General features: G+C 73.5%; 19 protein-coding genes. 10 read left to right on the forward strand and 9 right to left on the reverse strand.

What is annotated here, in order from left to right; translation table 11 throughout:
* Window positions 1-3: 3 nt before the first annotated feature.
* The 4 genes from BM339_RS23235 to BM339_RS23250 all read right to left on the reverse strand — a co-directional run bounded on the left by BM339_RS23235 (window position 4) and on the right by BM339_RS23250 (window position 3,770).
* Window positions 4-1,353, reverse strand: a complete 1,350-nt coding sequence (locus BM339_RS23235) for an HD-GYP domain-containing protein (protein WP_075022184.1) — start codon at window positions 1,351-1,353, stop codon at window positions 4-6.
* 548 nt (window positions 1,354-1,901) lie between these two features.
* Window positions 1,902-2,831: an NAD-dependent epimerase/dehydratase family protein gene (locus BM339_RS23240; protein ID WP_024935787.1), complete on the reverse strand. Its 930-nt coding sequence runs from the start codon at window positions 2,829-2,831 to the stop codon at window positions 1,902-1,904.
* Window positions 2,832-2,850: 19 nt separating this feature from the next.
* Complete coding sequence (gene rsrA, locus BM339_RS23245; RefSeq protein WP_075022185.1) at window positions 2,851-3,147, reverse strand: mycothiol system anti-sigma-R factor; 297 nt, start codon at window positions 3,145-3,147, stop codon at window positions 2,851-2,853.
* Window positions 3,144-3,770, reverse strand: coding sequence for a sigma-70 family RNA polymerase sigma factor (locus tag BM339_RS23250; protein WP_021599861.1), 627 nt, complete (start codon window positions 3,768-3,770; stop codon window positions 3,144-3,146). The genes rsrA and BM339_RS23250 overlap by 4 nt, the downstream gene beginning before the upstream one ends.
* Window positions 3,771-4,108: 338 nt before the next feature.
* On the opposite strand from BM339_RS23250, the gene BM339_RS23255 reads away from it, so the two are divergent.
* A complete protein-coding gene (locus BM339_RS23255) occupies window positions 4,109-4,909 on the forward strand; it encodes a class I SAM-dependent methyltransferase (RefSeq protein ID WP_021599860.1) in 801 nt (266 codons plus the stop codon).
* A gap of 247 nt (window positions 4,910-5,156) precedes the next feature.
* On the opposite strand, the gene BM339_RS23260 is transcribed toward BM339_RS23255, so the two are convergent.
* On the reverse strand, window positions 5,157-5,483 hold the full coding sequence (locus tag BM339_RS23260) for a TraR/DksA family transcriptional regulator (RefSeq protein ID WP_021599859.1): 327 nt from the start codon (window positions 5,481-5,483) through the stop codon (window positions 5,157-5,159).
* 33 nt (window positions 5,484-5,516) lie between these two features.
* On the reverse strand, window positions 5,517-6,302 hold the full coding sequence (locus BM339_RS23265; protein ID WP_075022186.1) for an SOS response-associated peptidase: 786 nt from the start codon (window positions 6,300-6,302) through the stop codon (window positions 5,517-5,519).
* On the opposite strand from BM339_RS23265, the gene BM339_RS47820 reads away from it, so the two are divergent.
* From BM339_RS47820 to BM339_RS23305, 7 genes are all read left to right on the forward strand, one after another.
* Window positions 6,301-7,155 (forward strand): DoxX family protein, encoded by an 855-nt coding sequence (locus BM339_RS47820; protein WP_235206467.1) that lies wholly within the window; start codon window positions 6,301-6,303, stop codon window positions 7,153-7,155. The genes BM339_RS23265 and BM339_RS47820 overlap by 2 nt on opposite strands.
* A 110-nt stretch (window positions 7,156-7,265) precedes the next feature.
* Window positions 7,266-7,871, forward strand: a complete 606-nt coding sequence (locus BM339_RS23280) for a sigma-70 family RNA polymerase sigma factor (RefSeq protein WP_075022187.1) — start codon at window positions 7,266-7,268, stop codon at window positions 7,869-7,871.
* On the forward strand, window positions 7,868-8,581 hold the full coding sequence (locus BM339_RS23285; RefSeq protein WP_021600279.1) for an anti-sigma factor family protein: 714 nt from the start codon (window positions 7,868-7,870) through the stop codon (window positions 8,579-8,581). Before BM339_RS23280 ends, BM339_RS23285 begins: the two co-directional genes overlap by 4 nt.
* Before the next feature lie 27 nt (window positions 8,582-8,608).
* On the forward strand, window positions 8,609-9,880 hold the full coding sequence (gene aroA / locus BM339_RS23290) for a 3-phosphoshikimate 1-carboxyvinyltransferase (protein ID WP_033332554.1): 1,272 nt from the start codon (window positions 8,609-8,611) through the stop codon (window positions 9,878-9,880).
* A gap of 17 nt (window positions 9,881-9,897) precedes the next feature.
* Window positions 9,898-10,968, forward strand: coding sequence for a ribosome small subunit-dependent GTPase A (gene rsgA, locus BM339_RS23295; protein ID WP_024935783.1), 1,071 nt, complete (start codon window positions 9,898-9,900; stop codon window positions 10,966-10,968).
* A gap of 60 nt (window positions 10,969-11,028) precedes the next feature.
* A complete protein-coding gene (locus tag BM339_RS23300) occupies window positions 11,029-12,573 on the forward strand; it encodes a serine/threonine-protein kinase (protein ID WP_075022189.1) in 1,545 nt (514 codons plus the stop codon).
* Between the two features lie 50 nt (window positions 12,574-12,623).
* Entirely contained in the window at window positions 12,624-14,117 is a 1,494-nt protein-coding gene (locus BM339_RS23305; RefSeq protein WP_075022190.1) for an FAD-binding oxidoreductase, read from the forward strand.
* Between the two features lie 22 nt (window positions 14,118-14,139).
* Here the strand turns inward: BM339_RS23305 and BM339_RS23310 are convergent, their stop codons facing one another.
* The gene (locus BM339_RS23310; RefSeq protein ID WP_021597462.1) at window positions 14,140-14,988 is read right to left on the reverse strand and encodes a hypothetical protein; all 849 of its coding nucleotides are present in this window, start codon (window positions 14,986-14,988) and stop codon (window positions 14,140-14,142) included.
* Between the two features lie 134 nt (window positions 14,989-15,122).
* Here BM339_RS23310 and hisN point away from each other — a divergent pair, with 134 nt between their 5' ends.
* Window positions 15,123-15,926, forward strand: coding sequence for a histidinol-phosphatase (gene hisN / locus BM339_RS23315; protein ID WP_024935782.1), 804 nt, complete (start codon window positions 15,123-15,125; stop codon window positions 15,924-15,926).
* Between the two features lie 132 nt (window positions 15,927-16,058).
* Window positions 16,059-16,250, forward strand: coding sequence for a hypothetical protein (locus BM339_RS23320; RefSeq protein ID WP_021597464.1), 192 nt, complete (start codon window positions 16,059-16,061; stop codon window positions 16,248-16,250).
* A gap of 58 nt (window positions 16,251-16,308) precedes the next feature.
* Here the strand turns inward: BM339_RS23320 and BM339_RS23325 are convergent, their stop codons facing one another.
* Window positions 16,309-17,769 (reverse strand): carboxylesterase/lipase family protein, encoded by a 1,461-nt coding sequence (locus BM339_RS23325; protein ID WP_075022270.1) that lies wholly within the window; start codon window positions 17,767-17,769, stop codon window positions 16,309-16,311.
* Window positions 17,770-17,845: 76 nt separating this feature from the next.
* Window positions 17,846-18,466: a TetR/AcrR family transcriptional regulator gene (locus tag BM339_RS23330; protein ID WP_021597466.1), complete on the reverse strand. Its 621-nt coding sequence runs from the start codon at window positions 18,464-18,466 to the stop codon at window positions 17,846-17,848.
* Between the last annotated feature and the right edge of the window lie 102 nt (window positions 18,467-18,568).

Here is an 18,568-nt window from a genome sequence, read left to right on the forward strand (position 1 = left end):
CCGTCACCGGCGCACCTCGCCGCCGTCGGCGATCCGCAGGGGGGTGCTCGGGTCGTCGTGGTCCTGCTGGGTGGTCTCGACGACGTCGTCGTCCGGCAGGACGACCGGGTCGGGCGGGTGCCAGCCGTCGCGGTCGAGCGCCCGCAGGAACGCCTCGACCATCGCCGGGTCGAAGTGGTCGCCCATCCCCCGGCGCAGCTCCTGCACGGCCTCGTCGAGGCTGCGGGCCGCCCGGTAGGAGCGGGTCGAGGTCATCGAGTCGAACGCGTCCGCGACGGAGATGACCCGGGCGAACTCCGGGATCTCGTCGCCCGCGAGGCCCATCGGGTAGCCGCGGCCGTTCATCTTCTCGTGGTGGTGCATGATGCCGGCGAGCGCCTCGTCCAGGAAGCCGATCTCCCGGACGATCTCCAGCCCGCGCATCGGGTGCAGCTGGATCGCGGCGAACTCCTCCTCGGTCATGGGCCCGTTCTTCTGCAGCACCTTGGTGGGGACGCCGAGCTTGCCGACGTCGTGCAGCATGCCCGCGTAGCGGATCGCCTCGACCCGGTCGGCGCGCATCCCGATCTCCTGCGCGATCATCACCGAGCCGCGGGACACGCGCTCGGAGTGGCCGCGGGTGTAGAAGTCCTTGGTCTCGACCGCCTGGCAGAGCGCGGCGAGGGTCGCGGCGTGCGCCTGCTGCTGCGCGTACGCCTGGTCCATGGCCCAGCGGGCGATGAACAGCGGGAGCAGGACGAGCACGGCGGCGAACGGCCCGACGCGCGGCCACAGCCCGGCGATCAGCAGCCCGACCATGCCGTAGCCGAGGCAGCCGACGGCGAGCTGACCGCTCTCGTGCAGCAGCTCGCGCGGCGTGGCCTGCCGGCTGAGCACCAGCACCCCGGCGGTCAGCGCCAGGTTCACCAGGACGAAGGTGAACAGCGCGCCGAGGAAGGGCCCGATGACGTTCTCCACCCAGCGGGCCTGCTCGGGGTGGAAGCGGTCGCCGCCGAGGAGCTCGAAGACCGTCCCGGCGATGAACCCGCTGAGCGCGAACTGCGCGCCGTTGAAGATCCGCTTGACGGGGGCGAAGAACCGCTGGCCGGTGACGACGGCGCACAGCCCGAGCAGCGCGGCGCCGACCGGGCCGAGCAGTACGACCGAGGCCAGGCTCGCGGCGAAGCTGAGCGACACCCTGGCCCGCGTGATGTTCAGCCGCGCGGGCGCCGAGTCGCAGACGAGGAACAGCAGGGCCAGGACGGCCAGCTGGCCCCAGTCGAGCTCCGCGAAGGACGACGTCGCGATGAGGCCCGCCGCCAGGGCGACCACACCACAGACGTACGCCCAGGCAGCGAGAGGTAGTCCACGCATTGCCGCCCCTCGTGGAGTGACGAATGGCGGGCGCCGCCGGGCTCAGACGTGCCTGCCGGCACCTAGACCCAGGACACGCCCCTGGTCATCATCAGCGACGACGCCGAGGCGCTCGGTCGCCGGTCGTTCCCCACCGGCATCACGCGCTTGAGCATGGCTCCTTGCCTCCCCCCGCCGAACCGGGCCGCCCGGCCGTGGCGGCCGGCCGCCGGGACCAGTGCGGTCCAGGTTTCCCGGGCGAGCACATACCCCCGAATTGACCGGTGCGCACATGCTCCCGTCGCTGATTTCGGCACAAGCCTAACGCGAACTGCCCAGGTCACACAGGCATGCGAGAAAATGTGAGCTAAGCGTGAACGAATCGTCACCTGTTGTGATCAATTGTCCCTGCAGAATGGGCCCCCGGTGGCGGGCACAAACCCTCTGCACAACCAGAATGCACGTGCATCCTGGAATGCTCCGCAATAACCCCAGGAAAGAGCCGCAAAAGGTCATCTCCGGGGATTAGTACAAGCGGACCATTGGACGCATCCCGGTCCGCGGCGCGGTCAGCCGGAGGCCGCCGCGCCGCGCCCGCGCGCCCAGGCGACCGTCTCGGCGATGCCGTCCCGCAGCGCGACCTCCGGCTCCCAGCCGAGGACCTCGCGCGTCTCGCGCGGGTCGACGGCGATCGCGGGCAGGTCGCCGAGCCGCGCCGGCGCGAACTCCGGGTCGTCCGGCGCGCCCGCCGCCTCGGCGACGAGCGCGTGCAGGTCGCGGTCGGTGGTCTGCACCCCGGTGCCCACGTTGAAGCGGCGCCCGCCGCCCGCGTCCCCCGCCGCGCGGGCGAACGCGTCCACGACGTCCAGCACGTAGACGTAGTCGCGCGTCTGGCCGCCGTCGCCGAACACCTTGGTCGGACGGCCGGACAGCAGCGCGTCCGTGAAGATCGAGATGACCCCGGCCTCGCCGTCGGGCGTCTGCCGCGGCCCGTAGACGTTCGCCAGCGTCAGGGTCGTGAAGTCGATGCCGTGCAGCCGCCGGTACATCCCGGCGTAGACCTCGCCGGAGACCTTCGAGGCCGCGTACGGGGAGGCGGGCCGCAGCTCGGCGTCCGCCGGGACGGGCAGCGCGTCCGGCACCCCGTAGACCGCGCAGCTGGAGGTGAAGACGACCTTGCGCCCGCCGGCCGCCCGCGCCGCCTCCAGCACGTTGGCCGTCCCGGTCACGTTGACGCGGGCGTCGGCCACGGGGTCGGCGACGCTGTGCCGGACGCTGACCTGCGCGGCGAGATGGCAGATCACCTCGGGGCGGCGGGCCGCCGCCCGCTCGGCGAGCGCCGGGTCGGCGACGTCCATCTCCCACATCTCGACGTCCGGGCGGACGTTCGCGCCCGTCGCCATGTTGTCCACGCCGACGACCTCGTGGCCGTCCGCGACGAGCCGGTCGACGAGATGGGATCCGATGAATCCGGCCGCGCCGGTGACGAGTGCGAGCACCCGAGCAAGATACCGGGGTTCAGGCGCTCTCGGTCGTGCCGGCGTCGGCGGAGGTCTTGATCTCGCCGCAGATCTCCTCGATGCGGCCGAGCACCTTCGCGCGCAGGTCCGTCGGGGCCTGCTCGGAGCCGCAGGACTTGTTCACGATCTTCTTGACGGCCTCTTCCAGCCCGTACTCGCGCAGGCAGGGGCCGCACTCGTCGAGGTGCTGGCGTACCTCGCCGCAGCCGCCCTGGTCGAGCTCGCCGTCGAGATAGGTGTAGACCCGGGCGAGGACCTCGTCGCATGGCGTCTCGTGATGGTTGCCGCAGCTCATGATGACCCCCTGCTCGCACGGGTGAGCCCGCGCTCTTCAGCGTAGTCCTCCAGCATGCCGCGCAACTGCCGCCGGCCGCGGTGCAAACGGGACATCACCGTGCCGATGGGCGTGCCCATGATCTCGGCGATCTCCTTGTACGCGAAGCCCTCCACGTCGGCGAGGTAGACGGCGATGCGGAACTCCTCCGGCAGGTCCTGCAGCGCCCGCTTGACGTCGGAGTCGGGGAGGTGCTCCAGCGCCTCGGCCTCCGCGGACTTCAGCCCGCTGGAGGTGTGCGACTCGGCGCGGGCGATCTGCCAGTCCTCGATGTCCTCGGTCGCGGCCTGCTGCGGCTGGCGCTGCTTCTTGCGGTAGGAGTTGATGAACGTGTTGGTCAGGATGCGGTAGAGCCACGCCTTGAGGTTGGTGCCTTCCTTGAACTGGTGGAAGGACGCGAACGCCTTGGCGAAGGTCTCCTGGACGAGGTCCTCTGCGTCCGCCGGGTTGCGCGTCATGCGCAGCGCGGCTGAGTACAGCTGGTCCAAGAAGGGGAGCACGTCGCGCTGGAAGCGCTCCTGGCGCTGCTCCACGGTCTCCGTGGTGCCCGGTACCTGAACCACCTCCTCGGCTGTGGCGCGCATGGCCGCGACTGGGCCGGCGGCGCCTTGTCCACCAGACGATATCGGTCCGCGCGGCCTGCTCACGCGGGCGGGCTCCCGCGCGGCCCCGCGGGACGCCGCCGTGCCGGCGCTCCGCTGCTGATCGGCGACGGCCGTCGTCATCGGGTTCGCACCTCCGTGTGCTGGGATGTGAGGCTCTTACCGGGCTTGTGAGACGGTGCAACACCGGAACGCCCGCGGCGATTCCCGGCCGCGGCCGGACGTATCGGGCAAAGACTCGTCCGCCCCGTCCTTCACTCAGGGTGATGGGGGCTGCAGACGGGGAAGAACTGACATAACGGAGAGAACAGGAGCAATTGGTGCACTCGGTGCCTTCGGCGCGATCGTCCGAGCCCACCATCGCGAGCCTGCGCGAGACGTCCGAAGGCGGCCCAGGAGACTCCCTGGCGCACTACTGGACGTTCTACAGGGCGGTGGCGGAGGCCCAGCTCATCCGGTGGCTGCCGCGCAGGCCGTCCCGCGTCCTGGACGTCTCGGGCGGCCACGGCCTCAGCGCGGCCCAGGCCGCCGCCGCCGGACACGCCGTCCTGGAGATCCGCGACCCCGAACGGCCCGGACGCCCGAGTCCCGCCCGCCCCGCCCATGGGGAACGCACCACCCCGCTCATCGGCGACTCCGGCACCCTCCCCTACCTCGCCGACGCCTCCCTCGACGCCGTCATCGCCGAGAACCGCGCGCTGTCCCGCCACCTCGCCACCGAGACCACCATCGCGGAGATCGCCCGCGTCCTGCGCCCCGGCGGACGCGTCCTGCTCTGCGTCGACTCCCTCACCCTCGGCATGGCGCTCCTGGCCGAGCGGAACTACTGGGCCCACCTATCGGACGTACCGAGCGCCGAAGTCGTCCTCGTCCCCTGGCCCGACGGCACGATCACCCGCTCCTTCTCCTCCCACCAGCTCCGCGAACTGCTCGCCGACGCCGGCCTGGAAGTCGAGTGGATCCGCCCCCGCACCGTGCTCTCCCCCTCAACGGTCGAACACGTCCTCACCGAATCCCCCCGCGCCCTCCCCCGCCTCGTCCGCACAGAACTCAGCGCCCAACAACCCGACGAATCCCTGGGCATCCACCTCCTGGCGAGCGCTGTGCTCACCCAGGGGTAGCGACCCCCCTGGAACCCCCCGTTACGAGCCGGTCGATCCTCACGCCACGGTGCGGGTGCGCCGTGACCGTGCGGGCTCGCGACGTGTCGCTGCGGTCGCCCGGCTCGACGGGCATGCGCCCTCCGCTCGCTGCACTCGCTCCACGCGCCTGCCCGTGATCCCGGCTGAGCTTCGAACCCAAGAGGGGTGGGGCGGGGGTACCCCCAAGAGGGGGCGGGTGCGGGAACCCCACTGGGGTCGGGTGGGGTTAGCGGCGGTCGTGTTTGGTCTGGCAGGGGATGCAGCGGGCGGCGTCCGGGCGGGCTTCCAGGCGGCCCTCGGGGACCGGGTGGCCGCAGCCGACGCACCGGCCGTAGGTGCCGGCGCCTATCCGGTCCAGGGCCGCGGCCACGCCGCCGCGGTGGCGTTGGAGCGACTCCAGCGCGGCCTCCACGCGGTGGTGGTCGGTGAGGCCGGACCCGGCGTCGGCGGCGGAATTGTCGCGCTCGGGGGCCTCCCCGCGCAGAATGGCGATGGAACGGTCCAGGTCTTCGAGCATGGCCTCAAGGCGGGCACGGGCGACGGCGGTGTCCACGGTGCTGCGAACTCCTCCCGGTGAGCCCCCGTGTCAGAACAAACTGTCGGAATGGTTGCCGGAACTATCCCCAGAATTCGCCGGTTCTATGAGTTCGGGTCCGTTGTTTCGCACGCTGTTGACGGCCTTTGACACCGGGTAGGCCTCCATTGTCCCGGCCATCGCCGGGACCAGCAGGCCGCGCACCTGCTCGGTCTCGGTGAGCGCGGGGTCCAGCCACGCGTCCCAGCGTTCCCGTTCGACGATCATCGGCATCCGGTCGTGGATCCGGCCGAGGTCGTCGGGCGCGTTGGTGGTGATCACGGTGCACGTCCACAGCCACTCGTCCTCGGGCGACTTCCACAGCTCGTAGAGCCCCGCCATGGCCATGACCGCGCCGTCGTTCGGGTGGATGAAGTAGGGCTGCTTCTGCGGCTTCTTCTTGGCCTTCTTCTCGCCCTCGGCCGGATCGCCCTGGTCCTGGAGCGTGTACCACTCGAAGTACCCGTCGGCGGGCAGCAGGCAGCGCCGCCTGGCGAACGCGCGGCGGAACGACGGCTTCTCGTGCACCGTCTCGAACCGCGCGTTGATCATCCGGGAGCCGATCGAGACGTCCTTGGCCCAGGACGGGACGAGGCCCCACCGGACCGTGCGGAGCTGGCGCACGGCGGGCGCCTCGTCGGGCTCGTCCCTGGGCCGCCGGTTCAGGACGACCGGGACCTGCTTGGTCGGAGCGACGTTGTAGTCGGGCTGGATGTCCCCGTCGACCGCGTCGAGCTGCACCTGGAACTCGTCCAGCAGCTCCTGACGCGCGCGGGTGGTGGCATAGCGTCCGCACATGGGTCCCATCCTGCCGCGCTTGAGGCGCGGCGCGCTGGGCATGAAGCGGGTCATGCGACCCTTCACGACCCTGGCCCGCCCGTTCGTGGCGGCGCCCTTCATCATGACCGGCCTGGAGGCCGTCCGGGATCCGCGGGAACGCGCCGAGCGGGTCGGACCCGCGGTCAAGCCGGTCACCGACCGGATCGACTGGCTGCCGAAGGACCCGGAGACCCTCGTCCGCATGCAGGGTGCGCTGAGCCTCGGCACCGGCGCTCTGCTGCTGACCGGCAGGTTCCGGCGGCTGACGACACTGCTGCTCGCGGCGCAGATGGTCCCGGCGCTCGCCACCGAGCACCGCTTCTGGACCGAGGAGGACCCCGAGCGCCGCGCCGGTGAACGCTCGCACCTGCTGAAGAACGCCGGCATGTTCGGCGCGCTGCTCATGGTGGCGACCGAGCCGCGCCGCAGGCCGCGCACGGCCGAACTGCGCCGCGCGGCCCGCGAGACGCAGATCAAGGGCGGCGCCGAGGCCAAGGCACTGCGCCGGGAGGCCGCCGCCACGCTGCGGGAGGCGCGCCGGGAGGCGGCCCGGCAGGTGCGCGCCGCCCGCGCCGAGGGCGCGCGGACGGCGGCCAGGCAGTCCGCGAAGGCGACGAAGCGCGCGAAGAGCGCCAAGGCCGGTGGGGCACTCCAGTTCGGCAAGGCGGCCGGTGCGCTGAAGGGCGCCAAGGCGGGCAGGTCCCGCAAGAAGGGCGGCGTGTTCAAGCTCGGGCGGGCGTCCAAGCCGGGGAAGGCGGCGCGGGCCGGGCAGGCCGTGAAGGCGGGCACGACGGCGCAGGCCGGCAAGGTGCTGCACGCGGCGAAGCGCTGACTTCCCGAAGAGAACCTTAAAAGAGGCTCAAGAGGATTGAACCGCGGGCCGGGGTGGTTCCGTACTGCCTGGTGACCGCCCTTCGATTCCCCGACGGAGACGCCCCGGCCATGGCACTTCCCGGATCGACCGGTCGCCAGAGCGGCGGGTTGCGGAGCCTTCTCCGCCGCCCCGGCACGGCGCGGCCCGTCCAGCCCCATGACGCGCCCGTGCGCGACGAGGACATGGTGGCCGCGCTGTATCGCGAGTACCATCGGCCACTCCTCGCGTTCGTCCTGCGGCTGACCGGCGGTGACCGCCAGTGGGCCGAGGACGTGGTGCAGGAGACCATGATCCGGGCATGGCGCAGCGCGGACCGGCTCGACGACCGGACGTCCTCGCTGATGCCGTGGCTGGCCACGGTCTCCCGGCGTATCGTGATCGACAACCGGCGGCAGCGCGAGGTGAGGCCGCCGGAGGTCGGCGACGGCCCCCTGGAGAACCTGCCGATGGCGGACGAGATGGACGGCCTGCTGCGCAAGGTCGTCGTGACCGAGGCGCTCGAATCGCTGTCGCCGGCGCACCGGCAGGCGCTGACGGAGACGGTGCTGCGCGACCGGACGGTGAACCAGGCCGCCGAGTACCTCGGCATCCCGGTGGGGACGGTCAAGTCCCGCGTGTACTACGCCCTGCGCGCCCTGCGCGTCGCCTTGGAGGAGAGGGGGGTGACCTCATGAGTTCCCAGGTGGAGCACACCGACGTCGGCGCGTACGCGCTCGGCCTCCTCGAACCCGGCGACCGGCGGGCGTTCGAGGCGCACCTGCGCGGCTGCGGAGCGTGCCAGGCCGAGCTGAGGGCGCTGTCGGGGACGGCGGGCGCCCTCTTCGAGCTCGGCGGCGGGCCCGGCGCGGCCGGACCGGAGGCGGGTGAGGACGAGCCGTCCGCACCTCCGGCGCCGGTGATCGACATGATGCGCCGCAAGCGCCGGCACGACCGGCGACTGCGGCGCGGCGCGTACGTCATCGGCGCCGCCGCGGCGGGCGTGGCCCTGGCCGCCGGAGTCGGGCTCGGGACGGTGCTCGACGACGAGGGGACCCCCGCCAAGCAACCGCCCGTGCAGGCCCTCACCGGCGAGCGTTTCCAGGCGACGAACGCGGGCACGGGCGCGTCCGGCACCGTCGGCCTGGTCGACAAGGGGTGGGGGACGCAGGTCAGCCTGGAGCTGCGCGGCATCAAGGGGCCGCTGCGGTGCCACCTGGAGGCCGTGGCGCGGGACGGCGAGCGCAGCGTCGTCGCCGGCTGGCGCGTCCCGGACAAGGGGTACGGGGTGCCGGGGCAGCCGAAGCCGCTGACCATGCAGGGTGGGACGGGGCTGACCCGCCAGGAGATCAGCCGGTTCGAGGTCCGGCTCGACGGCGGCGGGACGCTGCTGACGATTCCGCTCTGACGGGTTCCGGCCCGATAGCCTGGGGGCATGTCCGCTCCGCACTGGTCCGCCCCGGTCGCCCGCGCCCCGGTGGACGCCACCGTGCCGCTGCCCGGCTCGAAGTCGATGACGAACCGGGCGCTCGTCCTCGCCGCGCTGGCCGAGGCGCCGGTCTGCATCACCCGGCCGCTGCACAGCCGCGACACCGAGCTGATGGCGGACGCGCTCCGCGACCTCGGCACGAGCATCGGGGAGGACGCCGCCGACTGGCAGGTGATGCCGGAGCCGCTCAAGGGCCCGGCCCGCGTCGACGTCGGCCTCGCGGGGACGGTGATGAGGTTCCTGCCGCCGGTCGCCGCGCTGGCGAGCGGCGAGGTGTTCGTGGACGGCGACCCGCGCGCCCGCGAGCGGCCGATGGGCCCGATCGTCACGGCGCTGCGGGCCCTCGGCGCGGACATCGACGACGGCGGCCGGGGGGCGCTGCCGTTCACGGTCCGCGGGACGGGCTCGGTGGCCGGCGGGCGCGTGACGATCGACGCGTCGGCGTCGTCCCAGCTGGTGTCGGGGCTGCTGCTGGCCGCGCCGCGGTTCGCGAAGGGCGTGGAGGTCAGGCACGAGGGGCCGCCGGTGCCGTCCGCGCCGCACCTGGCGATGACCGTCCGGATGCTGCGGGACGCGGGCGCGGAGGTCGAGACCGAGCACGACGTCTGGCGGGTCGCGCCGGGCCCGCTGCGGGGCGGCGACCGGGTGATCGAGCCCGACCTGTCGAACGCGGCGCAGTTCCTCGGCGCCGCGCTGGTCACCGGCGGGCGCGTCACGGTGCCGGACTGGCCGGCGGACACGACGCAGCCCGGCGACGCGCTGCGCGGGCTGCTCGCCGCGATGGGCGCCGAGGTGACCCGCGGCCCGGACGGCCTGACCGTGCGCGGCCCCGGCGGTCTCGCCGGGCTGGACGCCGACCTGCACGAGGTCGGCGAGCTGACGCCGGTGCTCGCGGCCCTCTGCGCGCTCGCGGACTCGCCGTCCAGGCTCACCGGCATCGCCCACCTGCGCGGCCACGAGACCGACCGGCTCGCCGCGCTCGCCGCCGAGATCAACGGGCTGGGCGGCGACGTCGCCGAGCTGCCGGACGGCCTGGCGATCCGGCCGCGGCCGCTGCGCGGCGGCGTGTTCCGCACCTACGACGACCACCGGATGGTGATGGCGGCGGCCGTTCTCGGACTGGCCGTTCCCGGCATCGAAGTGGAGAATCCGGGCACCGTGGGCAAGACTCTTCCGGACTTCACCCGGCAGTGGGCGTCCATGCTGGCGCCCGCCTGACAGCAGGGACCGGACCACTGGCACGACGAGCGCACGACTACGACGAGGACGACGTCCGGGTGCGGCCCGGCCGCCGCGGGTCGCGCCCGCGCACCCGCCGCCGCCCCGCGCACGAGGACGCCTCCCCCGGGTTCGTGACCGCGGTGGACCGGGGCCGGTACCGCTGCCTCGCCGACCCCGGCACCGACCGCGAGCGCGCCGTCACCGCGATGCGGGCCCGCGAGCTGGGCCGCAAGGGCGTCGTCGTGGGCGACCGCGTGGCGCTGGTCGGGGACGTCTCCGGCGACCAGGACACCCTGGCCCGGATCGTCCGGGTCGAGCCGCGCACGTCGGCGCTGCGCCGCACCGCCGACGACACCGACCCGTTCGAGCGGATCATCGTCGCGAACGCCGACCGGCTTGTCATCGTGACGGCGCTCGCCCATCCCGAGCCGCGCCCCCGGATGATCGACCGGCAGCTCGTCGCCGCCTACGACGCCGGGATGGACCCGCTGCTCTGCCTCACCAAGGCCGACCTCGCCGATCCGGACGGGCTGATCGCCGAGTACGCGCCGCTCGGCGTCCCGTACGTGGTGACGCGGCGCGGCGGCGACCTCGGCGGGCTGCGCGAGCACCTGTCCGGCCGGACGAGCGTCCTGGTCGGCCATTCGGGCGTCGGCAAGTCGACGCTGGTGAACGCGCTCGTCCCGGACGCCGAGCGGGCGGTCAGCCACGTCAACGCGGTCACCGGGCGCGGCCGGCACACCTCCTCGTCGGCGATCGCGCTGGAGCTGCCCGGCGGGGACGGCTGGATCATCGACACCCCCGGCGTGCGGAGCTTCGGCCTGGCGCACGTCGATCCGGAGCATGTGCTCAACGCGTTCGAGGACCTCGCCGAGGGCGCCGCCGAACGCTGCCCGCCGCACTGCGACCACCTCCAGGAGGACTGCGGCCTGGACGGCTGGGTCGAGGACGGCCACGCGTCCCGCGCCCGCCTCGACTCCCTCCGCCGGCTGCTGCTGGCCCTCGGGGGCGCCCTGTCCCCGGGGGACGAGCCCGTGGAACCCGAGTCGCGCCCCGGTCGGTCCTCGCGGCACGGTCCCGCCTGACCGTGCGGGGTGCCGCCATGCCGCTGCGGGCGCCCGGTTCGCGTCGGTAAGGTGCGCCTCATGCCGGGGACGATCGCAGGGCGTTACGAGCTCGTGGAGGTGCTGGGGCGCGGCGGGATGGGGGCCGTGTGGCGGGCGCTCGACCGCACGCTCGACCGCGAGGTGGCGATCAAGGAGATGTCGCCGCCGCAGGGCCTGGACGACGAGCAGGTCGAGCGCATCCACGCGCGGACGTTCCGGGAGGCGCGGTCGGCGGCGCGGCTCGACCATCCCCGCATCGTGACGGTCTACGACGTGGTCGAGGAGGACGGGCGGCCGTGGATCGTGATGCAGCTCGTCCGCGCGGAGGGGCTCGACAGGGCCATCGCGCGCGAGGGGCGGCTGCCGCCGGACCGGGTCGCGTCGATCGGGCTGGACCTGCTGGACGCGCTCGGCGCCGCGCACTCCGCCGGGGTGGTGCACCGGGACGTCAAGCCCGGCAACGTGCTCCTGCCGGACGGCCGGGCCGTCCTCACCGACTTCGGGATCGCGACGGTCGCGGGCGACGAGACGCTCACCCAGGCGGGCGCCATCGTCGGGTCGCCCGCGTATCTGGCACCCGAGCAGGCGCGGTACCAGAAGGCCACGCCGGCGTCCGACCTGTGGTCGCTGGGCGGCACCCTGTACGCGGCGGTGGAGGGCCGCCCCCCGTACCAGCGCCCGGACGTGTGGGGGGTGATGGCGGCCGTCCTCGCGGACGACCCCGACCCGCTCCAGCACGCCGGGCCGCTCACCCCGGTCCTGCACGGGCTGCTGCGCAAGGACGCCGGGCAGCGGATGGGGCCCGACGAGGCCGGCCGGCTGCTCCGCCAGATCGCGCAGGGCGGCCAGCGGTGGGCGCCCCCGTCGGCGGCTCCGTCGGCGGCTCCGTCGGCGGCTCCGTCCTCCGCGCCGCCGCATGACGTGACGTTGCAGTCTCCGGCCGCGCCCACCGTCGCGACGCCCGTGACTCCGCCGCGCCGCAAGCGGCGCGTGCCGTGGTGGCTGGTGGTGCCCGGGGGTATCTTCACGGCCGCGCTCGTCGCCGCCGTCCTCGCGATCGTGGTGTTCGTCGACAACGGGAGCGAGGCGCCGAGCGGCGGCCAGTCGCCCTCGTCGCGCCCGCGGGCGTGGGTGCCCGGAGGGTACGAGCCGTACCGGGGGTCGGCCTTCGAGGCGGCCGTCCCCAAGGGCTGGAAGACGGAGCCGTCCGGTGACGACGTGACGTTCACCGATCCCGCCCGGGGCGTGCGGCGGGGGATCGGGGTCCAGCGCGTCGCGGCGGCCGGGTCGGGCGACCCCGGGGACGGCCTCGCCTCCGCGATCGACGACATGAAGAACGAGCCCGGTCAGTTCCCCGGCTTCAAGCAGGAGAGCTTCACCCGGAACATCCCCTACCAGGGCGGGCAGGCGGCCGAGGTCCAGTTCACCTTCACGAAGGGGGGCACGCCGGGACGCGCCCGGGTCCGCGCCTTCGAGTTCGGCGGCGGGTTCTACCAGGCCATCCTGATCACCGCGCAGAAGGACTGGCAGGCCGGCGTCGCGCACTTCGAGACGTTCCTCCGGACGTGGCGGGCGCCGTCCTGAAAAAGGCGGACTTCCACACGCGTGCGAGTGATCGCCGCGACAATGGCGGCATGGAGCGGCGCGCGGTGCTCAAGGCGACCGTCCTCGGCACGCTGGTGGCCGCGGGATGCTCGGAGGAGAGACCGGCCTCGCGCGGGCGTCCGCCCTCGCCGTCCCGCGCCCGCCCGACCGGCCCGGCCGACTGGGGCGCGCTGGAGCGCGGTCTCGACGGGAAGCTGATCCGGCCGTCCGACGCCGCCTATCCGGAGGCCCGGCACCTCTACATCCCGCGCTTCGACCGGGTCCGCCCGGCGGGGATCGCCTACTGCGAGACCCCGCAGGACGTCTCGGAGTGCCTGGCGTTCGCGACGCTGAGGCGGATGCCGGTCGCGGTGCGCTGCGGCGGGCACAGCTACGCGGGCTGGTCGACGGGCCCGGGCCTCGTGATCGACGTGTCCCCCATGGACGGCGTGCGGCGCGACGGGGAGCACGCCGTCGTGGGCGCCGGCACCCGTCTGATCGACCTGTACGGCAGGCTCGCCGAGGACGGGGTGAGCGTCCCCTCGGGAAGCTGCCCGACCGTGGGCGTGGCGGGTCTGACGCTCGGCGGCGGGCTGGGCGTGACGTCCCGCGCGTACGGGCTGTCGTGCGACGTCCTGGAGTCGGTCCAGGTCGTCACGGCCGGCGGGCGCGTCCTGACCTGCGACCCGCACCAGAACGCGGACCTGTTCTGGGCGTGCCGGGGTGGAGGCGGCGGCAACTTCGGCGTCGCGGTGTCGTTCACCTTCCGGACGCACGAGACGAGCGACGTCACGCCGTTCAGCCTGCGCTGGCCGTGGTCGAAGGCCCCCGACGTGATCCGCGGCTGGCAGCGCTGGGCGCCCGCGGCCGACGCCGAGGTCTGGACGAGCCTGCACCTCGACACCGAACCCGACCAGGGCACCCCCACCGTCGAGGTCACCGGGCTGGCGCTCGCCGGCGCGGACGGCCACATGAGCCGGCTGACGGCCGCGACGGGGGCGGACCCGGTCTCGTCCACCGCCCAGAGCCGCCCCTACCTGGACGCGATGAAGTTCATGGGCGGTTGCGCGGGGCAGAGCACGGACCAGTGCCACGCGCAGGGCACGCTTCCCGGCCAGCGCGTCGAGGGCTCCTTCCCCCGGACCGACTACTCCGGGAAGTCGCACATCGCCTACAAGCCCCTCACCGACGACGCGATCCGCGCCCTCACCAGCCGCTTCGAGGAGGGCAACGACGTCCGGAACAGGTCGGTGCTGATGGACGCGATGGGCGCCGCGATCACCCGCCTCTCGCCCGGCGCCACCGCCTTCCCGCACCGGAAGGCGCTCTTCTGCGTCCAGTACCTCGCGCCCGACGACGCGTGGCTGTCCGCCACCCATGGCGCCATGGAGCCCTACCTGGGCGGCGCCGCCTACGTGAACTACATCGACGCGGGACTCAAGGACTGGGCGAACGCCTACTACGGCCCCAACGTCGACCGTCTCAGGAAGGTGAAGGCGGCCCACGACCCCGGGCGGCTGTTCCGCTTCCCGCAGGCCGTCTAGCCCCGCGCCCTAGCCGTGCGCCCTAGCCCCGCGCCTCCTCGAACAGGCTGCGCGCCTTGGCCTCGGCCTCGTTCAGCGCCTGGACGTGCCGGGGCGCGAGCTCCTCCACGCAGCGGGTCATCTCCTCGGTGACCTGGCTGAACGCGCTCTCCTCCGCGCCCCGTAGCGCCGCCCGGACGGTCGCGGAGCGGGCGCCGAGCGCGGCCCACTCCAGCTCCAGCCGCGCGACGGCCTCGTCGAACGCCCGGGACGTCTCGGCTCCCGCGTCCTTCAGCTCGTCCGGGACCGGGCCGCGCCCGGTCTTGCGCGCGTGGCCGGACAGGGTCGAGATGCGGCTGGCCAGGGCCAGGCCCTCGCGCGCCAGCGGCAGCACGTCGTGGATCAGGTCGGTGACGGCCTTGGCCAGCTCCTCCACCCGCGTCAGCAGCTTCTGCGTCGCGGCCTCCAGGGCCGTGGAAGTGCGCTCGGCGACCCGCGCGGCGACCTCCTGCTGCTGCCGGGACAGGACCGGCACGATCTCGCGGTCGAGGACGCGCCGGAGTTCGCGCTCCTGCGGACCGCGCCCGCCGGGGCCCGCCTGCCCGGCCCATTCGGCCCAGACCCGTTCGATGCGCTCCTCCCCCGACGCGGCGATCTCGGAGGTGATCTCCTCCAGGGCCTCGCCGGCGCGCGCCTTCAGGCGCTCCACGCGCCCGTACAGCGCCTCGCGCTTGAACGGGTCGTTGAGCTCGTTGAGCTGCGCCTGCAGCCGGCGGGAGACGTCGATGGCGTGCTCGGCGAGGGGGACGAGGCGGTCGGCGAGCTCGTCGAGCGTCTCGGCCCGGCGCGGGTCGGTCAGCTCGGCCACCCACGCGGGAAGGTCGTGCGGCATGGCCCCATGCTGCCACCACACGGCCCCGGAAACCGGTGTTCGCGGCCCGGCGCGCCCCGGCGCGGGACCGAAAAGCCGGATCGGGCCGGGTAAGTGTGTCTGGACGCGCGGTGATCAGGGTAGCGTGGCACGCCGTGGCGGGCTATTCCGATGACCTGCGTCTCGCACATGTGCTGGCGGACGGGGCCGACGACATCACGACCAAGCGTTTCCGCGCCCTCGATCTCGCCATCGAGACCAAGCCGGACCTGACCCCGGTCAGCGACGCCGACCGCAGCGTCGAGGAGCAGATCCGCGGGACGCTGAAGCGGGCCCGGCCGCGGGACGCGGTGCTCGGCGAGGAGTACGGCAAGACCGGCTACGGCAACCGCTGCTGGATCATCGACCCGATCGACGCGACGAAGAACTTCGTCCGCGGCGTGCCGGTGTGGGCGACGCTGATCGCGCTGATGGAGAACGACGAGATCGTCGTCGGCGTGGTGTCGGCGCCCGCGCTGAACCGCCGCTGGTGGGGCGCCCGGGGCGGCGGCGCGTGGACCGGCCGCAGCCTGACCCGGGCGACCCGGATGACCGTGTCGTCCGTGACCGACCTGTCCGACGCCTCCCTGTCGTTCTCCAGCCTGAGCGGCTGGGAGGAGCAGGGCCGCCTCCCCCGCTTCCTCGACCTGACGCGGTCGGTGTGGCGGACGCGCGCGTTCGGCGACTTCTGGTCGCACATGATGGTCGCCGAGGGCGCCGTCGACATCTCCGCCGAGCCCGAGGTGTCGCTGTGGGACCTCGCCGCGCTCCAGGTCATCGTGGAGGAGGCCGGCGGGATGTTCACCGACCTGTCCGGCGTGCCCGGGCCGGACGGCGGCAGCGTCGTGTGCACGAACGGCAAGCTGCACGCCGACGTCCTGCGCACCCTGGGCGGCGGGCAGCTCTCGCTGCGCATCTGACCGCGGCGGACGGGGAATACCCTCCGCGAGGCCAGATCATCATGGCCTTCCGCCAGACTCGCGACATATCGTGGAACAGCGGTCGCGGGACGGCCGTTGACATGATGGGCGGCCCGTAAACGGAGGTACCAGATGTCGACCCAGACCAAGCTCGTGATCGGCGGCGTCGTCGTCGGCTTCCTCACCCTGTTCGTGTTCCCCTGGTGGCTCAGCGCGCTGATCATCCTCGGGGTCCTCGGCGCACCGGTCGTCGGGTACATGATGCTCGACCCGTCACAGCGCAAGCGGGTCCGCGCGCAGGGCCGCAAGCGGCTGGGCAGCTGAGCGCCGCCGGAGACGCGTTCCGCCCCGCGGAGTGCCGCGGGGCGGAGGTCTCCGGCGTCTAGTCCCAGAGCTCGCGGTCCTCGGCGTGCGGATCGTGGACGACCTTGTCCGCCGGGTCGTCGAACGTTCGCACCGCCCGCGTGGACGGGTCGAACCGCTCCCAGCCGGGGTCGCCGCCGGCGGCGAAGTCCACCCACGCGCGGTGCATCCGGTCGGCGAGCGCCTGCGGCGGGTTCGGGCCGGTCATGGGCTCGCCCGCGGCGCCCAGGTTGTCGAAGACGAAGCCCAGCTCGAGCGCGTGGCAGGCGCCCAGGTCGTGGTTGGGCGACCGCCACGCGAACTCGTACATCCATGTCGCGCCGCCCGACGAGGCGTGCCCGGCGGCCGTGCGGTGGGCCGGGATGCGGAACTGGCTGTCGGTGGTGATCGTCGCCAGCAGCTCCCCGGGCGTCAGGTCCGGGTGGTGGTCGCGGTAGGCGGCGGGCAGGCCCCGGGGGATGCCCATGCCGGCCGTCGTGGCGGCGACCAGTTCCTCGGTGAGGCTCGGGGCGAGCCCGGTCGGCATCAGGAAGAACCGGAACTCCTCGGACGTGTAGCCGAGGAGCAGGTCCACGTCCCGCCCGGCGCCGGCGGCGATCGCGACCTCGGGGCGGCGGGCGAGCAGCTCGCCGTCCAGCACCGGCATCAGGGACATCCCGCCCGCGGCCGTGGTGGCGCCCCAGCGCCCGGGGTCGGGCACCATGGACACCTCGGCGGCGACGGCGCTCTGCACCGGGATGATCTCGGCGGGATCGAGCGCCGCGAACGCCTCGGCGGTCGGCTCGACGCCGAGCCGCGCGGCCATCTCCTTGGTGACGAGCAGGGCGTCCTCGGGGTCCTGGGCGATGTTGCCGGCGCCGCTCTGCGCGATCGCGCGGTGGAAGAGCCCGAGGTCGAGGGAGAGCAGGGTGGTGACGCTCATGGCGCCGGCCGACTCGCCGAAGACGGTGACCCGGGACGGGTCGCCGCCGAAGCCCGCGATGTTGTCGCGGACCCACTCCAGCGCGGCGATCTGGTCGAGCATCCCCCGGTTGGACGGCGCCCCGGGCAGCTCGGCGAACCCCTCCACGCCGAGCCGGTAGTTGATCGTCACGCAGACGACGCCGTCGCGCGCGAAGGTGTGCCCGCTGTAGACGGGGATCGCGCCCGACCCGTTCCGGAAGGCGCCGCCGTGGATCCACACCATGACCGGCAGGCCCGAGCCTCCGGGCGTCCAGACGTTGAGGTTCAGGCAGTCGTCGCCCGGGATCACCGGCTCGTCCAGGAGCATGTCGAAAGGCCGCGGGTAGACGGGCTTGGGGACGGTCGGGCCGTACTCGACGGTGTCGCGGACGCCGTCCCACGGTTCGGGCGGGCGCGGCGGCCGGAAGCGGTCCGGCCCGAACGGGGGCGCGGCGTAGGGGATGCCGAGGAACGCGGTGACGCCGTCCCGAGCCGTGCCGCGCACCTTGCCCGAGGACGTCCGAACGACCGCCATCATGCCGCCGCCTCCCATTTTAGAACGATGTTCGACGAATCCGAGGGTACGGGACGGGCGGACGCGGCGGAACGGCCCGTCAGCCGTTGCCGGGACGCAGCATCCGGGTGAGGTAGTCGCGGGCGAACCGGCGGATCGCGTCCTCGCCGTCCAGCGCGAGACCGCCGCCCGGGACGAGCAGCAGCGAGACCGCGACCCGCAGCAGCACCTCGGCCACGGTGTCGTGGTCCTCGGCGTCGCCGGGGCGGGCGCGGCGCAGCCGGTCGGCGAGGATGTCGCGGGCGGCGAGCATCACCGCGCCGCCGTTCATGCTGAGCTGCGGCAGGAACGCCTCCGGCTCGCTCTCCAGGACGCGCGCCAGCAGCGGGTGCGCGCGGGCGCTGCGCAGCCCCACCACGAACCCCTCGACGACGGCGTCCTCTGGAGAGGGCAGGCCCTCCGTGGCCTCGGCGATCGCGGTGAGGAACCGGCGGCACTCGCGCAGGATCACGGCCTGGAGCAGCTGGTCCTTCCCGGCGAAGCGCCGGTAGATGGTGGTGCGCGCGACCCCGGCCCGCTTGGCGACGTCCTCCACGCTGACGCGGCGCAGCCCGTAGCTCTCGAACTCGGCGAGCGCGGCGTCCAGGATGCGCGCGTCGAGGCCGCCGGCGTCCGCCTCCGGCGCCGCCAGCCGCTCCCGCAGTGTCGCGTCCAAGGTCATAGCCGCACCCTAACCGGCTCGGGGCCCGGCCTCCGCCTCCCGGGCGCTACACAGTTACAATAATCGTCGTTCTGTAGTTCTGTTGCGTTCTCCCGGCGGTGC

The organism is Actinomadura madurae, assembly GCF_900115095.1.
GTDB lineage: Bacteria > Actinomycetota > Actinomycetes > Streptosporangiales > Streptosporangiaceae > Spirillospora > Spirillospora madurae.

Excerpts from the sequence above, each read along its gene's own strand:
- BM339_RS23235 (WP_075022184.1), bottom strand. The coding sequence starts at position 1,353 with ATGCGTGGACTACCTCTCGCTGCCTGGGCGTACGTCTGTGGTGTGGTC.
- BM339_RS23310 (WP_021597462.1), bottom strand. The coding sequence starts at position 14,988 with ATGCCGCACGACCTTCCCGCGTGGGTGGCCGAGCTGACCGACCCGCGC.
- BM339_RS23320 (WP_021597464.1), top strand. The coding sequence starts at position 16,059 with ATGTCGACCCAGACCAAGCTCGTGATCGGCGGCGTCGTCGTCGGCTTC.
- BM339_RS23285 (WP_021600279.1), top strand. The coding sequence starts at position 7,868 with ATGAGTTCCCAGGTGGAGCACACCGACGTCGGCGCGTACGCGCTCGGC.
- BM339_RS23280 (WP_075022187.1), top strand. The coding sequence starts at position 7,266 with ATGGCACTTCCCGGATCGACCGGTCGCCAGAGCGGCGGGTTGCGGAGC.
- BM339_RS23250 (WP_021599861.1), bottom strand. The coding sequence starts at position 3,770 with ATGCGCGCCACAGCCGAGGAGGTGGTTCAGGTACCGGGCACCACGGAG.
- BM339_RS23265 (WP_075022186.1), bottom strand. The coding sequence starts at position 6,302 with ATGTGCGGACGCTATGCCACCACCCGCGCGCGTCAGGAGCTGCTGGAC.
- BM339_RS23300 (WP_075022189.1), top strand. The coding sequence starts at position 11,029 with ATGCCGGGGACGATCGCAGGGCGTTACGAGCTCGTGGAGGTGCTGGGG.
- aroA (WP_033332554.1), top strand. The coding sequence starts at position 8,609 with ATGTCCGCTCCGCACTGGTCCGCCCCGGTCGCCCGCGCCCCGGTGGAC.
- BM339_RS23330 (WP_021597466.1), bottom strand. The coding sequence starts at position 18,466 with ATGACCTTGGACGCGACACTGCGGGAGCGGCTGGCGGCGCCGGAGGCG.
- BM339_RS47820 (WP_235206467.1), top strand. The coding sequence starts at position 6,301 with ATGGGTCCCATCCTGCCGCGCTTGAGGCGCGGCGCGCTGGGCATGAAG.
- BM339_RS23325 (WP_075022270.1), bottom strand. The coding sequence starts at position 17,769 with ATGATGGCGGTCGTTCGGACGTCCTCGGGCAAGGTGCGCGGCACGGCT.
- BM339_RS23305 (WP_075022190.1), top strand. The coding sequence starts at position 12,624 with ATGGAGCGGCGCGCGGTGCTCAAGGCGACCGTCCTCGGCACGCTGGTG.
- rsrA (WP_075022185.1), bottom strand. The coding sequence starts at position 3,147 with ATGAGCTGCGGCAACCATCACGAGACGCCATGCGACGAGGTCCTCGCC.